This is a genomic window from Mammaliicoccus sp. J-M41 (assembly GCF_022385935.1).
Lineage (GTDB): Bacteria > Bacillota > Bacilli > Staphylococcales > Staphylococcaceae > Mammaliicoccus > Mammaliicoccus sciuri_A.
The window spans coordinates 1-18,224 of record NZ_JAJNIR010000032.1 but is presented as its reverse complement, the minus strand read 5'-3'; the positions used below and the strand labels follow the sequence as shown (position 1 = coordinate 18,224).

The window sequence follows — 18,224 nt, the reverse complement described above, 5'->3', positions numbered from 1 at the left end:
CAGTTAAACTGTTTCTTTACTCTCTTATTGTTCCTAATTCATTATTCATTTCAAATATAAATTCTATAAGACTATTCCTATACGGAATAAATAAACTTTCTTTAATCATGTCTAATAATTCATCTTTTGTAACCCATTTTACTTCTTGTACTTCTTCTGTTGGAAAGCTTAGTTTTTCTATATTTATCTCTTGATGCACTATGAAAAAATCATCATATCCGTCGTCAAAATTAATTGTGAAATGTGGTCTTTGATTAGTTAAGTCCAATTTAATACCTAGTTCTTCATATGTTTCTCGTTCTGCTGCAACTCTATTTGTATCACCTTGAACAGCACTACCTCCTGCTGAGAAGTCCCACTTACCTGGCCATCCTTGTTTGTCATCTCTTCTTTTTTGTATTAGCAATTCTCCCTCTTTATTAATAATACAAACATGAATCACAAGATGATATCGATTAGCAGGTACTTCATTTCCTCTTGTCATCGTTTCATTTAATAACTGCCTATTTTCATCGTATAAATCCCAAGTCTCCATTCTCACCACTCCATAATCATAGTAATTTTATTTTATCATATTGAAATTAACACCTTGTTATAGCTATTCATAAGTTATGTGTATTATTACAACTATCCATTTAGGTGTATGGTGTAAGGAAAGGGGATGATATTTTGAATAATATTTTTCATGATGAGCATAATAAGTATATGTATAGTGGACGAAAGGTTGATTATAATTGGGTAACTTTGATTAGTAGCATCATCAAACAATCTAATATTGATAAGGATAATGCACTAGACATCGGGTGTGGCGGCGGCATTTACACAAATCAATTAAGTGAATTTGGATTCAAGCATATCTTAGGTATAGACCAATCTGAAGTAATGATCGCATCAGCTAATTAACAAGCTTACAATAACCATATACAATTTGAAGTTGGAGATATATTCAATAATCATTTAGCCAACCAGTCACAGAATTTTATCCTTTCAAGAGCACTCATTCATCATATTCAAGATTTACAAAAAGCTTTTATTGAAACAAAGCGTATTCTAAAAGATAACAGCATATTTGTCATTCAAGATCGAACTATTGAAGATTTAGCGATTCCCGCTTCTTCAAACAATCTACGCGGATATTTATATGAACATTTTCCAAGACTGCGGAATTTTGATTCAAAGAGAAGACATTCAGAAGCAGATGTTACAAAGGCATTATATGATGTTGGATTTAATAATGTTGAAACTTTAAAAATTAATGAAATTAGACAATCATATACAACGATAGAATCCTTACAGCATGATTATTTATCAAGAAAAGGTCGTAGTATTCTATTTGAATTATCAGACCAAGAATTAAAAACATTTGTAGCACAATTCCCTAAATATGTAGGAGACGATTCTCCGATAATAGAAAAAGATCAGTGGACACTTTGGGTAGCATATCATTAAAAAAAGCATGGGAGATTATCCCATGCTTTTACTTCATATTCACCTAAATATATTTTCTTTTTTCTTACCTCTCGCTAACTCATCTATTAATTTGTCTAAGTATCTAATTTCTTGCATAAGTGGTTCTTCGATTTCTTCAACTCTTATGCCACATATGACGCCTTTGATCAGTTTTCGATTTGGATTCATATTTGGTGCTTCTTCAAAAAATGTTCTAAAATCAGTTTTGTTCTCTAATTGCTGATCTAATGATTCTTGACTATAACCTGTTAACCAAATGATGATTTCATCTACGTCTGCTTTTGTTTTACCTTTTTTCTCAGCTTTTGTGACGTAATGTGGATAAACATTTGATACTGGCATGTCGTATATTTTTTCATTCTTCATTATGCATCCCTCATTTTTTATCTTTATTTTATTATAAAGGGTAACAGCATCTCTTGACTAATTTTAATCGTTATTCATCATCTTCATCTAAGTCTTGTAGTAAATCATTTACTTTTACGATACTTTTTTGTGTTTCATTAATGATGTCCGCTTCTTGATTCAGCATTTCTCCATTTAAATATGCAATAACCATAGGCAAATTCATTCCGGCATATAAATCAAACTGTTTTCCAGTCATTAAAGTTTTAGAAATGACATTGGCTGGTGTACCGCCTAGTAAATCTGTAAATACAGTTACTTCTTCATCATTGATTACTGCTAGAAATTTCTTTTCAAAGTCTTCTTGTCCCTCATCCGGCAAAAGTGCAACAGTTTCAATATTATCTTGTGGTCCTAATATCATCTCAACACTTTCTTTTAAACCTTCACACATTGAACCATGACTTGCTAAAATTAATTTTCCCATTGTGAAAACTCCTATTGATTAAATTTTTGCTAATACGCCTAGTGCAGATAATATAACCGTTACAATGATAACGATAAAGATTGCACGTGTTGAATTCATATGTTTTTTGCCTAATAACCAATAAATACCTAGTACAATTGCTAATGGTAATAATTTTGGTAAGATCATATCGACATTATTTTGAATATTAACTGTTAAATCACCAATTTTTGGTTCCCAAGCAAATTGAACTTTAACCATCGTGGCGACGAGTGCTCCGACCATAAATACCCCAAGCAATGTAGCAGCATTTGTTAATGATTCGAGCTTATGTTGCATCGTTGTTACTAAAGATATACCCTCTTTATATGCAAATTCTAATTGTTTCCATCTAAAGACCATAACGGCAATTTGCGCTGCTAACCATATAAAAGCACCAAAAGGATTTCCGTTAATCGCCATATTGGCAGCTAACGCCCCAAATATAGTTGGAATTAATGAACCGAATATAGAGTCTCCTACTGCAGCGAATGGGCCCATTAAACCTACTTTCATACCACTTACAGATTCTTTAGATTTAATTTGTTCTTGTTCTTCCATTGCGACATCAATACCCGTCACAATTGTGTTGAAAAAGTTACTCGTATTGAAAAATTGAGCATGTGTATGCATCATTTCTTTTAGTTCTGGTGTATCGTCACCATAAATTTTACGTAATTGTGGAAGCATAATATATAAATAGCCAGAACCTTGCATACGTTCGTAGTTCCATCCGGCTTGGAAGCCTAATAAACTTCTTCTATTAATTTGTCTAAAATCTTTTTTAGTTAATTTATACTGACCTTCTGTTGTGACATTTTGTTCTTTAGGATCAACATTTTGATTATAGTTCGTCATCTTCAATCTCCCCTTCATCATCATTTTGAGAATTAGAAGTATTCATTTCTCCAGGTTGTACTGGTTTTGCTAAAGAAGTACGTTTGTATTCCATTGCAGCAAATGAAAATCCGATTAACGCAATGGCTAACATAGGTAGAGGATTGAATACCGCATCAAATTTCTTATCAAGTCCTGATACAGCTGTACCTAAACCACTCATACCATCAAATACTGTAGCTAATAACGCTGTTAATACAAATCCTAAAATGAAATACATATAATGTTTCTTAATAGGTAAGTATCTTAATAAGATTGCAAAACCGACTGCTGGTAATACAGCTCCTGCAGTTGTTAATCCATCTCCAAGCCACTTTAAGTCAGCGTTCAAGTAATTCACAACTGTTTTAACGACAGAACCACCAAATGCTAATGCTAAGAATACTGGAATCATTCTTGATAATGCCCATGGAATAATACCTGCAATATAATAACGTTCAATTCCTTTATAATCCATTTGTTCGATTTTAGCGTCTATACGATGTGCAAAGAATGTATTTGTAAATCGAGCTAGAATATCTGTTTGAATCATCAAACTCGCAACAGGTACGGCTAATGTAGCAATTGCTTGAGTCGGCTGCATACCTAATGCAACTGAGAAAGCTACCGCTAAAATTGTACCTGAGTTCGCATCAATTCTTGATGCACCTCCGAATGTACCAACCCCTAAAATTGTTAACTGCATGCTACCACCGATAATTAAACCAGTTGTTACATCTCCCATTATTAACCCTGCAATTAAACCTGCGAATACGGGTTGGCTTATTGAAGAATAAAGATGAAGCTCATCCCATATTTGATAACCCGCATATAATGTTAAAAGCAGAACTTGCCACCATAATATTTCCATAATTAAAAACCCCTTTTTGTTTAAATATTATTTAATCAATGACATGAAATCTTCACTATTATCATTTGGAACCATTTGTGAAATAATTCGAATACCTTTGTGGTTAAGTTCTTTAAATGTTTCTATATCTTTATCCGTAACATTAATCGAACGTTTGATTGATCTTGTTTCATTTGTTTGAGACATATTACCAACATTTAACTCATCAATTTTTACACCATAGTTTACAAGTTCTAAAAATTGATCAGGTCCTTTGGCAATCACCATTAATCTTTGAGAGTCATATTTACCATTTAGTATATTATCCGCTGCCTTTTTAACAGGTAATACACTTAATTTAACACCAGCTGGCGTTGCTAATTTAAGCCCGCTTTTATCTACTGTACTTTCAGCAACAACATCATCAATAACCATAAGTCTTGTAATATCTAGTTTTGTCGTCCACAAATTTGCTACTTGCCCATGAATCAGCCTACCATCAATTCTATTCGCTATAATTGTCATTTAAATCTCTCCCTTTTTTTGAATAAATTTAGGTTCTTTCACCAAATTAATTTCTTGGTTATATGTCCCCTCAGTATCAAAAATAATAATTTCGTTTTCCCCTTCATGAAGCAGTGCTTTTGATATATATAGGGATGCTGTTGGTCCAACATTCCAATATCTACCTATGTTCACGCCATTCACTAATACTACACCTTTTGAGAAAGCGCTTACATCAATATGCGTATTGTTTGCTTCATTTAACGTAAACACATACCTGTAAAATGCAGGTGTCCCTTCAATCCATTCCTTTTCAAAATGCTCCTTGTTTAGTTGCTCTAATTGAATATGGAATTGTTCATAGTCTTGAACAAAGTGCAAATCTTGCATTAAACCTTGTCCTAAACCTTTTCTTTGTGTACTCGCAAGCAATTTATATCCATAATTTACACGCCCCATATTTTCAACGAGTATATCGATTTGAGGTTCTTCTGAATGTAACTCAACTTCAAAAGCATCCCCGATTTCTTGTTGATAAGCCGTATAAACATGTTTACCATCTATATACATCTTTACTCTATCTCGTGCATCAACAATTCTAAATTTTTCAACTGGTGAATCTTTGTGTATTTTCGTACGATAAAGCATGTAACCAAGTCCATCACCCGCTTCTTCCATCGTCTCTGGATATTTAGAAGTCGTCTTATACGATATTTCATCTAGAACATTAAACAAACTGACTTTATCTTGTAGTTGAATGTGATCCAATTCCATAAAATCTTTTATTAAAGGTTCTGATTGCTCGATATGTGGTATTTCTTCTTTGAGCATTTTCTGCAAATCATAATACTTTTGAGTCGGATTGCCCATTTCATTAAGCGGTGCATCATAGTCATAAGAAGTAATTTGAGGTAAGTCTACCGTACCTCTAGCTGAACAACCGTTCCAAAATCCATAATTCGTACCACCATGAAACATGTATAAATTGATATGTCCTTGTTGAACGCAAGTTCTTACTTCGGCAACTAAATCATCACTTTCTCGTTTAATAATGTCATCGCCCCATCTATTAAACCAACCATCCCAAAATTCCATACACATGAGTGGCCATTTTTTCTGAAATTCTTCATGGAATGATTTTAAATTTTGAAAGTTTAAATCAGTCTTAGATCCAAAGTTAGCGGTTGGTAAAATATTATCTTCAGCCATACTGCCCGCTCTCAAAGTTTGTGCCCATCCACCATCAGAAGTAAATAGCGGCACTGTTGTACCATGTTTAATCATTAAATCTTTAATCATATTTAAATATGATTTATCTTCACCGAATGAGCCATATTCATTTTCAATCTGCATCATGATAATCGGTCCATTATGATCAATTTGTAACGGCTTTAAAATTTTAAATAATTGTGTATAATATCGGTCTACTTTATCGATAAATCGTTGGTCTGACGAACGAATTCTCATGTCTTTATAATTGAGCAACCATGAAGGTAAACCACCAAATTCCCATTCAGCACATATAAATGGAGATGGCCTTATAATCACATACAGACCTAATTCTTCAGCCAATTGAATAAAGTGTTGAATATCTTTTTCGCCACCAAATTCAAAGTGTTCTTCCCGAGGTTCGTGATAATTCCACGGAATATAGGTTTCAACTGTATTAAAACCGAGTGCTTTCAAATTGTATAACGAATGATACCAGTCATCTTTAGGTACTCTAAAATAATGAATGGCACCAGACAATATTTGAATAGGTTTATCGTCTAATAAGAAATCAGTGTTAATTTCAAATTTATGCATCTTTACACCACCTGTTCTTTGTTTATCTTATTGGAGTTGCTGTCTTCTGTATGATGTCATTGAGCGTTTTTAAATTATGAATGCCTTCACTGTTTAACCATTCTTTAGCAGCTTCTTGACCTTGTTCTTTGAGTACAACAGTTCCACCTTGCCATGTTGCACGTCCGCACAATACACCATTGAAATGCGCACCACTTTCATGTGCAAAGACAAGTGTATCTTTAAATTGTTGTGAAGTTAAGCCCCCACTTAAATATATGTAAGGTATTGAAGTTGCACTGTCTTGTTCTTTAAAATATGATGCCGCTTCATCTTTACTAAAGACATAATCTTCTGTAAAACCTTCGACATAGTTCATATTAACGGGTGTTTCAACTTTAAGTACATCGACGTTATACTTTTCATCGCTAAAAGCTTTCATCGCCTCTATCACTTTATGTGGTCTAACTTTAGCATACGATTGACCTTTTTCATCACCTATTTGATCATCATAAGTTAAGATTTCTAATAGGAATGGAATATTCTCTTCGACCGTTTCTTGTCCAACTTGTTGCACTAAATCTTTCTTTACATCATTAATATCATCCGGCTCATCGACGTCATAATAGATGAGTAATTTAATACCGTCAGCACCCATCTCTTTTAATTGTTTAACAGATAAACCTTCAACTAATCTTGGTAATCTACCGACTACTGATTTATCGTATCCAGTTTGTTCATAAGCTAAAATCAATCCAGCATCTATAGCCTTAGCTTGTATGCCATCTTTACCATATTCAGGGTCTAATAAAATACTAGAACCACTTGGTGAAAGTGTTTCAGATACAAGCTTTTTAAATAATGCAACGTTGTCATCCGTTCCTTGTTCACCTAGTAATCTTTTGAGTGCCCCTCTTTGGTCAACAGCAATTGCAGCGAATATCCCTTTATCATCGACGAGTTTATTAATATCTTTATTTGTCATCCTAATTTCTCCACTCCCACTTTTTTGATTAAATCATCCACTTCTTGTTGAATGATTTTTCCCGTTGCAGCTTGCATCGCATTTGATGTACCACACGCTAAAGCTGTTTGAATTGTCGTTACAGGATCTAAATCATGCTCCACACTATAAGCGATACCTGCCACAGTAGCATCTCCTGAACCTACAGGATTAACCGCATTTATATTTGGTAAAGTTGCTTTGTAAATCGTCTCTTTCAATTTAATAATCGCACCTTCAGAACCAAGCGTTACAAATACATCCACATCTTTAAACAACTGATTTGTTTTTAGAATCTTGAAAATGTCTTGATGACTTAACCCCTTCTGATTAACTAAGTCTTCAAACTCTGATTGATTAGGTTTTATCGCATGAATATGAGCATTCTGTCCTAAAATTCCTTTTAACGATTGTCCATCTATATCTACTATATTGTAACTATTCGTTAATGTATTTAAAATTTTAATCATATATGCAGTCTTTGACTGATTCATTAACTTTGGTGTGCTTCCGCTGATAGTTACAACTTTGTACTGATGCGCGATATCCGCCAATTGTTTAAGATATAACGCTTGCGATGCTTCTGATACTTCAGGTCCAGCTTCAAGAATTTCAGTTTGATGTTCACCATCGTTAATGGCGATACACTGTCTTGTATTACCCTCAATATCTATGAATTGAAGTTGAATATTTCTTTGTTCGAGTTGTGTTTGAATCCATTGTCCATTCGTTCCACCTAAATAACCTGTAGCTGTCACGTCTGCACCTAAATCATTCAGAACTTTCGTCACATTTATACCTTTACCGCCAGCATTTTTAATCATTTGCGTTGGTCTATGCACCGCCCCAATTTCAAGACTTTCAACTTGATAGCTGATATCGATAGATGGATTTAATGTATTGGTCAAAATCATTCTTCTCACCCTTTAGCTATATGAATATATTGTTACCCCTTTAACAACACGATTGATAAAGCCATCTGGACTCGGATTATCAGGATTCAAGCCAAGTTCGACAGATTTTTTGCTTGCTAATAATTGACCAAACATTAAGTAAATCAGCCCTATTTCAAAGTCGTTATAATCCTCGATATTCGGTATTTGTGTACTTTCATCTGAAGATTGACCATCTAATATAAGCAACTGGTACTTATCTTTAACTTTGTTCACTTCATTTAATAAGTCACTTTCATAGTCACGTTTATACGTTTCATTACTTCTAAGCAATATAAAAATAGACCCTTTCTTTAGTCCTGCTTTAGGACCATGTCTAAATCCTAATGTCGTTTCTCTAGCAATCTCAACATGACCGCCTGTTAGTTCATTTAATTTTAAGCTAACTTCTTTAGTAAGTTCACCTAACAAACCAGTTCCTACGTAAAATACTTTTTCAAATGATTTTTGTAATGTTTGATCTGCTAGTTCTTCCAAATATTCAAATAGCGAATCTGCAGTATCATAAAAGCCATTCGTAATCGATCCATTAAATAATAAATAACCTGCTACAAGCATTGAAGAAAAGCTTGATGTCATTGCTAATGATTTATCATTTGTTTGTTTAGGAAGAATCACTTTAAAAACATGTTTTAAACTTTCTTCAGTTGCTAAATAACCACTTTTATTATTTGTGATAAATAAATGATGTACGTTATCTGATAATTGTTCGACTAAATCAATCGTTGCTTTCGTTTCAGGACTATTACCAGATCTAGCAAATGACACAATTAAATACGTCGTTTCTGAATCTATATACGCTTCAGGACTCGTAACAAAGTGTGTCGTTGGTACAGATTCAAAATCCCACTTAGGCATATGTTTCGTATCAATTGCTGTTCTTAAAATATCTCCGACATACGCTGATGACCCTGCACCAGTAAATAGCACCTTTAACTTCCCAGTTGCATTTTTCTCTATATCTTTAATAAATTCATCAAAATCTGATTTAATATCTTTAATAATCTCTTCTGTTAATTGCCACATTTCAGGTTGTTGTTTAATCTCCGAATATGTGTCCGTTGTGTTTAACAATACTTTCCCCTCCAATATTGGTAATGTTGTCATAACCAGTTTGTATATATAAAGACTATATTAAGTCTACTGTGTACTTATAGTCTTTACCGCTTGCAACACTCTCTGTGTACTCAATAATCTCATCATTTACAAAACTATATCTTTCTATAAACATACATGGATCATTAACACGTTTTTCTAAATGTTGCGCTTGTTCTTTAGTTATATTTTTTGCTGTTAATGTTTCATAGGCATGATTGATTTGAATTTGGTAATGCGTATTTAATGTTTCGTATAATGATACTTCATTAAAATCAAATCGATCCAACCCTTCGCAATTCTTTAAAGGTAAGTAACTAGTCTCAAATACTAACGGTTTATCATTGGCTAATCTTAACCTTTTAAGTTCATACACTTCTTGAAATGATTTGAGCTGCATTTTTTCTTGAATATAAATACTAGGCTTTACTCTTTGAATACTTATTACCTTTGTACTTGCTTTGTCGCCGCTTTTTTCAACTTCATCTTTGAAGCTATAAAGATTATTCATCTTCTGATTATATTGATTACCTAATACAAAAGATCCTTTACCATGTTCTCTTTGAATTAAACTTTCTGCTTCTAAGTTATCTAGCGCTTCTCTAATCGTTATTCTGCTAACTTCGTATTCATCGCAAAGCTTTCGTTCTGAAGGTAACTTGTCGCCTTCTTTGTATTCACCTGAAATAATCTTATCTTTAATTTTTGCATAAACTTGATAATATAAATGTGTATTTTTTAGCATCTCAATCATTCCTATTCCAACTGGTTATAACCAGTTTTAATTATAAATCATTCTCTTTAAAATGTAAACACTTTATAAAAATGTATATTTGCACTACTCTAACTTTTAGGTCGATACGGTCTTATGCTCATAAATATTGCGACAAGAGCGAGTATTAATAATGAAGAGGCAAATATCAATGCGCCATTATAGTTATTAGAACTTCCGATAAGGATACCTGCAAAGTAAGGTGCTACAACTTGTCCGAGACTATAGATAAATGTTAGTAAAGCGACTAAATTTCTTCCTGAGACAGCACTCATAAGCTGACCACGAGACATAAATAAAGTCGTTAATCCTAAGAATGTCCCACCAAACAGACATGAACTTATGATTAAGCTTATAATATTATGCGAAAACACTGGTAAAATCACGCCAATAATTTGTAGAATGAACGCTAAATATATCGCTTTAATAAATCCAATTTTATTGCCTAAAATAGACCATAATACACATGAAGGTATTGCTGCCATACCAACAAACATCCAACTAAGTGCTGCATATTCTTTTAAATCTGGAATAGATTCAACAATCGCAACTAAGAACGTACCTGTGACAATATATCCTGCACCTTCTAATAAATAAGCTATTGAGAAACATACCATAAACCATTTTGTATATAATGCACTATTTTGATCATTTATATGTATTGTCTTTTGTTCTAAGTTAACAGGTTCTTTAATTTCTTTCATAAAGAATATAACAATAAAGCCTAGCATCAATGAAGCGATACCTAAGATAATCCATGTTGATGCCCAAGTATTATAATCTGTATAAATTTGAATAAATATGCTACTTGTAAAGATACCAATCCCTACACCACTATATAAGAATCCAGATAAATGAGATTTTCCACCTTTATTTAAAGACTCGAGCACAACATTTGAAGCTAACACAAATACAGTACCACTAGTAATGCCAGCAATGAATCTTAAAATATTCCATACAAGAAAACCTTGCGTAACACCCATCAATAAAACAGAAATAATATTGATTAATAAATAAATTTTTAAATCTACCACTTTACTTTTAATAATTAAAAAGGTCGGAATCATCGCACCAATTAAATATCCTAAGTAATTGACCGTGGCCAGTAAACCAGCATTTTCGTTTGTTAAATGAGTCGCCTTTTGCATAAAAGGTAAAATAGGTGTGTACGAAAATCGCCCAATTGCCATGACAATAAATAGTGATAACATTCCTAGTAGTAATTGTTTATATGCTTTATTTGCTGACAATTTATGCACCTCATTTTCTATATTTAAACATTATTATCCTCCTCATATCATTAATATACAAGATGAATTTATAGGAGAAAGATATGGAGAATGAAGAAGGATATGGGGAATGAGTGTGATGAGGATTGTTGCGGGTTGTGAACACTTCTGCCTAAACTTGTTCATAACGAGGGCGTTGTGAACACTTCTGCCTAAACTTGTTCATAACGGGGGTGTTAGTTACAAAACTCATCCGAAATGTTACTATGGACCCCCTTAGTTACAAAACTACTAAGAATTGTAATTACTGGACTCCTTATTTGCACTTCTCACCAAAACTGCTTATAAAAAATGCCAACAAAATCACAGTTGTGACTTTGTTGGCATGATGAATGACTATTTTTTATGTCTCATATTTATTTACTATTTTTTGTTTTTCTTCTACCGATGAAGAATAATGAACCTAATCCTGCAATAAGTGATCCAAATAATGCATATTGTGTATTATCAAGCTCACCTGTATTTGGTAATTCATTTTTATTTTCTTGTTTCTTAGCTTGTTCTTTTGGTTGTTCAGTTGTTGCTTTTTCTTTACTTGCTTCTTGTTTTGTTGATTCAGTTTCTGCTTTTTCTTTATTTGCTTCTTGTTTTGCTGGTTCAACTTTATCTTTGCTTGCTACTGGCTCAACTGATTTTTGTTCTTCTTTATTTGTGTTAACTTGATCTTTTGCTGGCTCAGTTGTTGGTTTAGTGCTTACATTAACTACTGGCTCTGATTTTTGATCTGGTTTAACTGTTGGTTGTTGATCTTTTGTTGGTTCTTGTTTTTGATCTGGTGTTGGTGTTGATGGCTGATCTTTTGCCGGTTCTGGTTTTTGATCTGGTGTTGCTGTTGATGGCTGATCTTTTGTTGGCTCTTGTTTATTATCTGGAGCTGGACTCGGTTCTGGCGTTGGTGCAGGTGCTGGTTCAGTACTTGGTGTTGGTTCTGGTGTTGCTGTTTCAGCTGCATCTTCTAAGTCCTTAATTCTTACATGGTATGATCCTTCATATTCAATATGTGGTGTTATTAAATGAATTTTAATGATTGCATTATAGAAATCTTTACCTTCTACAACAGGGAATAAGATTGTTCTTGTATCTTTTTCACTATCTTTACTAATTGTAATAGGACGTTTATATCCATCTTCACCTTCTACTTGGAAATCTTTCCACATTGAATCATGTTTTAATGTAACGGCTAACATCTTCTTACCATTATATTCAACTAATTTAGCTGGGTGCTCTACTTCAAAGTCCATATGAGATTGATCCTCTTTAGAACTGTGTAAAACTTTAAAGTTTCTATCTTTTGCTTTTGAAGTGTCTACATTTGTAACTGGTGCTTTTTCAAATTCTGTAACCGCAGTTTCTAATTCTTTAGCTAATTTATCTTTAAGTCCTTTTAATTCTTCTTGAAGTTGTGGTTTTTCATCATCAGAAACTTTATCGATTAATTTCTCAAGCTCACGCACTTTATCTTCTAAAGTAATAGCTTTATCATATTTCTCTCTATCTTTTTGTTTCTTATAATCATCTGCTGTTGCATAATTAGAAGCATCTTTAGTAATTGGTTTATCAAATACGATATGACCAAGCTCATGTTCAGTCTTACTACCTAGTGCAAGTGCAGTTCCTTTTACTTTTAATTCTTTCGTATTTTCATTAACTTTAACTCTAATAGTTGCTACTTCATTTTCAGTATCATATGAAACAACGTCGTAGTCTAATTTTTTATCGCCATCAAATAAGTCAAATTCTAACCATGTAGAAGGTGCATCTACATGCAATTCTAAAATAGGTTGATCGCCATCAAAAACAATATTTGCTGGATCTTTAATCATAGCTGCATAATAGAATATTTCTGAATTATCTTTAGGATTAATAACTTTAAAGTTAATTGGTCGTTTTTCACCATCAACTGTTTTATTATGGATTTCTTTATTTTTAATATCTTCTCTTAATTTAGAAGTTTGTTCTTGATCCGCTTTAGGTGTTTCTGTATCTGTTTTTGGTGCCTCCGCATCTGTTTTTGGTTTTTCTGGCTCTGCTTTTGGTGCATCTGGTTCTGCTTTTGGAGTCTCTGCATCGGATTTTGGTGCCTCTGGAGCTACTTGAGATCCATCTGGAATAGCTTTATCAAAAACAACGCGTGTTGTGATATCGTAATCATAGGTATCACCATAAGGGATATATAAATGTAATTTAGATGTAAGTGCTGATACACCTGTAGGTACTTCAACCTTAACAACACGTTTCTCTTCAGTATCTTCTATAATTGTAGTATTTAGTTTTTCATCACCATTATATAATTCAAACTTCTTCCAAAAATCAGGACGTTTCAATGTAAAGGTAACAAATGTTTTTCCATTTTCATGGCTTATTACTGAAGGTTGTTCAAAATAACGATCTGAAACTAATCTAGCATCTTCTTTTTCTTTTTTCACAATGAAACCGAAGTCTTGTCCTTCTTTATTTGCAGAAACTTTATTTTCATCTTGATCTTCTGTATCTTCACTTGGTGTTTCCTCTTTTGGCGTTTCTGCTTTCGGTGTTTCTTCTTTCGGTTTTTCTTCCGTTACTTTGTCGTCTTTCGGTGTTTCCGCTTTTGGAGCTTCTTCTTTTGTTGAATCGTCTTTTGGTGTTTCCGCTTTTGGAGCTTCTTTTTCTACTTTAGGTGCTTCTGGAACTGCTTCATCAAAAATAACGCGTGTTGTATATTTGTTGTCATAGTTAATAAATGGTACAACGATATGTACTTTTGATGTAAGTTCTGTAACGCCTGATGGTACTTCAACTTTAACAACACGTTTATCATCATTTTCTTCTAATGTTGTCATATTAAGTTTTTCGTCACCATTATATAATTCAAACATCTTCCACCAGTCAGGGCTTAATAATGTGAAATTCACATATGTTTTTCCATTTTCATGACTTACTTTTGAAGGATGTTCTAAATAATTATCCATTACTGATTTTTCATCTTCAGCTTCTTTCTTTACAATAAATCCAAAGTCATGTGCTTCGTTTTCTTCAGATACAGCACTTTCCTTTTTATCAGTAGTCGCTGCAGTTGTTGCATTGTCTGCCGCTTCGTCAGATCCAACAGCTGATTCTAATGTTTCATCTTCATTGTAAAATTCTCTCTCTTTATTTGTAACTGTAGCATCGTCTGCCACGACTGGTTCACTTTGATTATCGTCTGTAGCAGTCGTTGCTTCATTTACTGTATCAACTTTATCTTCCATTGCATTAGCTGTTTGACCTGCTCCTAAAAATAAAGTCGCACCAATTGCAATAGAAGCTATCCCTCCCGACAATTTTCTAATAGAAAAATGATGTTGCTTCTTGATTGTTGAACGATTCTTGTTGTGCTCGTGTTGTGTTGTCATATTCATCTCTCCCGTATTTTAAAGTCGATAATGATAATCGTTATCATTTGTTAATTCAAAATTATACCATCTAATCAAAATTTTAGGAATAAATAAATGGATATTTTTGTCATTTTTCGACAGATTATACTCGTCTAAATGAGCGCACAAAAAAATCAGTTTAGGGCATGTTCACCCTAAACTGATTTCAAATCTTTTATTCAGCTACTTTTATAACTTGTTTACCAAAATTATCGCCTGTAAATAACTTACGGAATGCATTTGGAATTTGATCAAATCCTTCATCTATTGTAACTTCGGATTTAATTTTCCCTTCTTGTACCCATTGTGCTAACTGTTCACTTGCTTCTTTAACATCTTCATTAAATTGTGCAACTATGAATCCTTGCATCAATGCTTGGCTTTTAATCAATGTTTGTTGAATACGTGGTCCAATATCTTCGCCTTTAAGGTTATATGAAGAAATTGCGCCACAAACTGGTATACGCGCAAATTTATTTAAATGTTTAAACACTTCATCTGAAAGTGCACCACCAACATTTTCAAAATAAACATCTATACCATTTGGAACGGCCTTTTCTAATGCTTCAGCAAAGTCATCTTTCTTATAATCTATACCTTCATCAAAGCCTAATGTTTCAGTTAAGTAATTTACTTTCTCTGATCCGCCTGCAATACCTACTACGTGCGCACATTTCAGCTTAGCAATTTGTCCTACGACAGAACCAACCGCACCAGATGCTGCTGAAACAACTACTGTTTCACCTTCTTGAGGTTTACCAATTTTCAAGAGTCCTTGATAAGCTGTCATACCAGGCATTCCGAGTACACTTAAATATAGATATAACGGTACTTCAGTTGATGGTATTTTAGTAACATATTTCTCATTAATTGTTATATATTTTTGCCAAGGTAAAATACCTGTTACAATATCGCCTTCTTTAAGGTCAGAAGCATTTGATTGAATGACTTCTGCAACGATATGGCCGTTAAATGGTTTGTCTAATTCATATGACTGCGTATAACTTTTAGAATCATTCATACGTCCTCTCATGTATGGATCTACAGAAACATATATTGATTTTAATAATACTTCTTCATTATTTGGTTCTTTCACTTCTATTTCTTCATAACGAAATACATCATCTTGAGGGATACCTTCAGTTCTTTTAGCTAATACAATTTGTTCATTTTTCATGGATTATCCTCCTCATTTATAAAAAGTAATTACTTACTTTACGCTTGTAAATATTAAACGTGATTATGAAGTGAGTCAAACAGTCTGTTCGTAATTTAATTTTTTTATAACTTTTATCATATTTTATTTATAATTCACTAAATTTTCAAATTAAATACATAATAATTCCTTTTTTAAAACAAAATTACACTAATAGAATTATTTAAACATATAGAATTTTTAGACAAATCTCTGTATAATTGTCTGCCGGAGGTGCAACATGAATCAATTTTTCAAGAAGAAAGAACACCTTTCTTCTCAATCAAATAAAAAACTTAAAAAAACACTCGGCGCTTTTGATTTAACCATGCTTGGAGTCGGAGCTGTTGTTGGTAGTGGTATTTTCATCTTGCCTGGTGAAATCTCCTCAACAATAACCGGACCTGGAATTATGCTTTCATTTATTATCGCTGCAATCGGCTGTGGTTTAGCAGCTTTATGTTATTCTGAATTTTCATCAAAAATTCCACAAGCTGGTAGTGCCTATACATATAGTTATTATGTTTTTGGTGAAGGTATTGCTTGGATATTAGGTTGGGCATTATTACTTGAATATGGCTTAGCAATTGCAGCAGTCGCAAGTGGCTGGTCTTCATATGTTGTTAACTTATTATCTGGTATGAATATCCATGTCGTAAAAGCTTTATCTGGTTCATATGACCCTTCTAGTGGTCATTATTTTGATTTACCAGCATTTATTATCATTATGATCATTGGCGCATTATTAATTATTGGCGTAAAAGAATCTACGCGCATCAATAATATTATGGTTATTGTTAAAATAATGGTTGTCCTACTCTTTATAATAGTAGGTATTTTTTACGTTAAACCTGATAATTGGAGTCCGTTCTTACCATTTGGTTTCAATGGTGTGTTAACAGGTGCTTCAATGGTGTTCTTTGCATATATTGGATTTGATGCAGTATCGTCTGCAGCTGAAGAAGTTAAAAATCCTCAAAAGAACATGCCAATCGGAATTATTGGTGCATTAACGATTTGTACCATTTTATACATTATTGTTTCAGCTGTACTCACAGGTGTCGTACCTTATCAAAATTTAGAAGGTGTCGGCGCGCCAGTTGCTTATGCATTACAGTCCATTAATCAAAATTGGATTGCTGGATTCCTGTCACTAGGTGCAATCGTTGGTATGACAACAGTGATCTTCGTCATGTCTTATGGTGGAACGCGTTTAATTTTCGCAATGAGTAGAGATGGTTTACTTCCAAAAGTATTCTCTAAAACGAATCAAAAGCAAACTCCCGTACAAAATACTGTCATACTCACATTATCTATGGGAATCGTATCAGGTCTTGTACCTTTATCAGAACTCGCTTCATTAATTAATATCGGTACATTATTTGCATTTTGTACCGTTTCAATAGGCGTTCTGTTCTTAAGAAGAAATCGTACATTACCATCAGAAGGCTTTAATGTACCTTTATATCCTGTATTACCAATCGTATCCTTTATCATCTGTTTATATTTGATGACAAACTTAACACGTACAACTTGGATAGCATTTATTATATGGTTTATTTTAGGAATTATCATGTACTTCACGTATGGAATAAGACACTCAAAATTAAGAACCAAATAAAATTTTCAATTCCAAGATTTCAAAATTTACAATTCTATCGCTTTCTGTCATGATTCAAATATAGAAATCAAATTGATAGAGAGAAAGAGGTTATCTAATGTTAATCATAAATGCGAAGTTTGAAGTTCAAGCACAAGCAGTTGAACAATATGAAGCATTGATTAAAGATTTAGTAGCATCATCAAGACAAGAAACAGGAAACATCGGTTACGAACACTTCAAATCAACTGAGTCAGACAATACTTATTTAATGTATGAAATTTGGGAAAACCAAGAAGCTATAGAAGCACATAATAATAGCGAGCACTTCCAACAATTTATTAAAAGTGTGAAACCATTATTAGCCGGACCTTCAGATATTAAAGTAAGTGCAAGCAAAGAATAGAAGCTATTCGTAGCTAAAGAACTCTATAAATAAACGAATAAGCATATCACTTATCTGAGAAACTCAGAAAAGTGATATGCTTATTTTTTTGTGGGCTTTGTCAAATTAAGTGTGTAAGTTATTCAAGATACTTAATAACTCTATCTTTAATTTGATCATGTAAAAGAAGCTGGTTCATAACCAT

16 protein-coding genes and 1 pseudogene are annotated in these 18,224 nt (G+C 33.2%); 3 read left to right on the top strand and 14 right to left on the bottom strand.

The features are described from left to right. Positions 1–16 precede the first annotated feature (16 nt). Complete coding sequence (locus LQ686_RS11035; RefSeq protein WP_182476186.1) at positions 17–535, bottom strand: NUDIX hydrolase; 519 nt, start codon at positions 533–535, stop codon at positions 17–19. 170 nt (positions 536–705) lie between these two features. Between LQ686_RS11035 and LQ686_RS11030 the strand changes: the two are divergent. Next, a pseudogene (locus LQ686_RS11030) lies at positions 706–1,449 on the top strand (class I SAM-dependent methyltransferase). Positions 1,450–1,488: 39 nt separating this feature from the next. On the opposite strand, the gene LQ686_RS11025 reads toward LQ686_RS11030, so the two are convergent. The 13 genes from LQ686_RS11025 to LQ686_RS10965 all read right to left on the bottom strand — a co-directional run bounded on the left by LQ686_RS11025 (position 1,489) and on the right by LQ686_RS10965 (position 16,016). Further along, positions 1,489–1,836: a DUF2200 domain-containing protein gene (locus LQ686_RS11025; protein WP_025906944.1), complete on the bottom strand. Its 348-nt coding sequence runs from the start codon at positions 1,834–1,836 to the stop codon at positions 1,489–1,491. Between the two features lie 70 nt (positions 1,837–1,906). Next, a complete protein-coding gene (locus LQ686_RS11020; RefSeq protein WP_119488994.1) occupies positions 1,907–2,302 on the bottom strand; it encodes a PTS sugar transporter subunit IIA in 396 nt (131 codons plus the stop codon). Positions 2,303–2,320: 18 nt separating this feature from the next. Continuing rightward, positions 2,321–3,178: a PTS system mannose/fructose/sorbose family transporter subunit IID gene (locus LQ686_RS11015; protein ID WP_025906946.1), complete on the bottom strand. Its 858-nt coding sequence runs from the start codon at positions 3,176–3,178 to the stop codon at positions 2,321–2,323. After that, positions 3,165–4,067 carry a PTS mannose/fructose/sorbose/N-acetylgalactosamine transporter subunit IIC gene (locus tag LQ686_RS11010; RefSeq protein WP_025906947.1) on the bottom strand — a complete coding sequence of 301 codons (903 nt, stop codon included), beginning with the start codon at positions 4,065–4,067 and terminating at the stop codon, positions 3,165–3,167. Before LQ686_RS11010 ends, LQ686_RS11015 begins: the two co-directional genes overlap by 14 nt. Positions 4,068–4,094: 27 nt before the next feature. Beyond that, the gene (locus LQ686_RS11005; protein WP_204167635.1) at positions 4,095–4,571 is read right to left on the bottom strand and encodes a PTS sugar transporter subunit IIB; all 477 of its coding nucleotides are present in this window, start codon (positions 4,569–4,571) and stop codon (positions 4,095–4,097) included. Continuing rightward, entirely contained in the window at positions 4,572–6,356 is a 1,785-nt protein-coding gene (locus tag LQ686_RS11000; RefSeq protein WP_107590782.1) for a glycoside hydrolase family 35 protein, read from the bottom strand. Between the two features lie 22 nt (positions 6,357–6,378). Then, positions 6,379–7,320: a tagatose 1,6-diphosphate aldolase gene (locus LQ686_RS10995; protein WP_204168398.1), complete on the bottom strand. Its 942-nt coding sequence runs from the start codon at positions 7,318–7,320 to the stop codon at positions 6,379–6,381. Continuing rightward, positions 7,317–8,252 (bottom strand): 1-phosphofructokinase family hexose kinase, encoded by a 936-nt coding sequence (locus LQ686_RS10990; RefSeq protein WP_107596874.1) that lies wholly within the window; start codon positions 8,250–8,252, stop codon positions 7,317–7,319. Before LQ686_RS10990 ends, LQ686_RS10995 begins: the two co-directional genes overlap by 4 nt. 12 nt (positions 8,253–8,264) lie before the next feature. After that, a complete protein-coding gene (locus tag LQ686_RS10985; RefSeq protein WP_107590785.1) occupies positions 8,265–9,365 on the bottom strand; it encodes an SIS domain-containing protein in 1,101 nt (366 codons plus the stop codon). A gap of 55 nt (positions 9,366–9,420) precedes the next feature. Beyond that, complete coding sequence (locus LQ686_RS10980; protein ID WP_239733330.1) at positions 9,421–10,131, bottom strand: GntR family transcriptional regulator; 711 nt, start codon at positions 10,129–10,131, stop codon at positions 9,421–9,423. Between the two features lie 98 nt (positions 10,132–10,229). Then, positions 10,230–11,408, bottom strand: a complete 1,179-nt coding sequence (locus LQ686_RS10975) for a YbfB/YjiJ family MFS transporter (RefSeq protein ID WP_107590786.1) — start codon at positions 11,406–11,408, stop codon at positions 10,230–10,232. A 395-nt stretch (positions 11,409–11,803) separates the two neighbouring features. Continuing rightward, positions 11,804–14,818 (bottom strand): NEAT domain-containing protein, encoded by a 3,015-nt coding sequence (locus LQ686_RS10970; protein ID WP_239733328.1) that lies wholly within the window; start codon positions 14,816–14,818, stop codon positions 11,804–11,806. 196 nt (positions 14,819–15,014) lie between these two features. Beyond that, positions 15,015–16,016, bottom strand: coding sequence for an NADP-dependent oxidoreductase (locus tag LQ686_RS10965; RefSeq protein WP_239733326.1), 1,002 nt, complete (start codon positions 16,014–16,016; stop codon positions 15,015–15,017). Between the two features lie 259 nt (positions 16,017–16,275). Between LQ686_RS10965 and LQ686_RS10960 the strand changes: the two genes are divergently transcribed. Beyond that, complete coding sequence (locus LQ686_RS10960; protein WP_037590619.1) at positions 16,276–17,655, top strand: amino acid permease; 1,380 nt, start codon at positions 16,276–16,278, stop codon at positions 17,653–17,655. Positions 17,656–17,752: 97 nt separating this feature from the next. After that, positions 17,753–18,040, top strand: coding sequence for a putative quinol monooxygenase (locus LQ686_RS10955; protein ID WP_037590620.1), 288 nt, complete (start codon positions 17,753–17,755; stop codon positions 18,038–18,040). The last annotated feature ends 184 nt before the right edge of the window (positions 18,041–18,224 follow it).

What these genes read in the sequence shown, in the direction of transcription:
- LQ686_RS10965 (WP_239733326.1), bottom strand. Translation starts at nt 16,016, where the DNA reads ATGAAAAATGAACAAATTGTATTAGCTAAAAGAACTGAAGGTATCCCT.
- LQ686_RS10995 (WP_204168398.1), bottom strand. Translation starts at nt 7,320, where the DNA reads ATGACAAATAAAGATATTAATAAACTCGTCGATGATAAAGGGATATTC.
- LQ686_RS10955 (WP_037590620.1), top strand. Translation starts at nt 17,753, where the DNA reads ATGTTAATCATAAATGCGAAGTTTGAAGTTCAAGCACAAGCAGTTGAA.
- LQ686_RS11035 (WP_182476186.1), bottom strand. Translation starts at nt 535, where the DNA reads ATGGAGACTTGGGATTTATACGATGAAAATAGGCAGTTATTAAATGAA.
- LQ686_RS10990 (WP_107596874.1), bottom strand. Translation starts at nt 8,252, where the DNA reads ATGATTTTGACCAATACATTAAATCCATCTATCGATATCAGCTATCAA.
- LQ686_RS11015 (WP_025906946.1), bottom strand. Translation starts at nt 3,178, where the DNA reads ATGACGAACTATAATCAAAATGTTGATCCTAAAGAACAAAATGTCACA.
- LQ686_RS10980 (WP_239733330.1), bottom strand. Translation starts at nt 10,131, where the DNA reads ATGCTAAAAAATACACATTTATATTATCAAGTTTATGCAAAAATTAAA.
- LQ686_RS11000 (WP_107590782.1), bottom strand. Translation starts at nt 6,356, where the DNA reads ATGCATAAATTTGAAATTAACACTGATTTCTTATTAGACGATAAACCT.
- LQ686_RS11010 (WP_025906947.1), bottom strand. Translation starts at nt 4,067, where the DNA reads ATGGAAATATTATGGTGGCAAGTTCTGCTTTTAACATTATATGCGGGT.
- LQ686_RS11005 (WP_204167635.1), bottom strand. Translation starts at nt 4,571, where the DNA reads ATGACAATTATAGCGAATAGAATTGATGGTAGGCTGATTCATGGGCAA.
- LQ686_RS10970 (WP_239733328.1), bottom strand. Translation starts at nt 14,818, where the DNA reads ATGACAACACAACACGAGCACAACAAGAATCGTTCAACAATCAAGAAG.
- LQ686_RS11020 (WP_119488994.1), bottom strand. Translation starts at nt 2,302, where the DNA reads ATGGGAAAATTAATTTTAGCAAGTCATGGTTCAATGTGTGAAGGTTTA.
- LQ686_RS11025 (WP_025906944.1), bottom strand. Translation starts at nt 1,836, where the DNA reads ATGAAGAATGAAAAAATATACGACATGCCAGTATCAAATGTTTATCCA.
- LQ686_RS10960 (WP_037590619.1), top strand. Translation starts at nt 16,276, where the DNA reads ATGAATCAATTTTTCAAGAAGAAAGAACACCTTTCTTCTCAATCAAAT.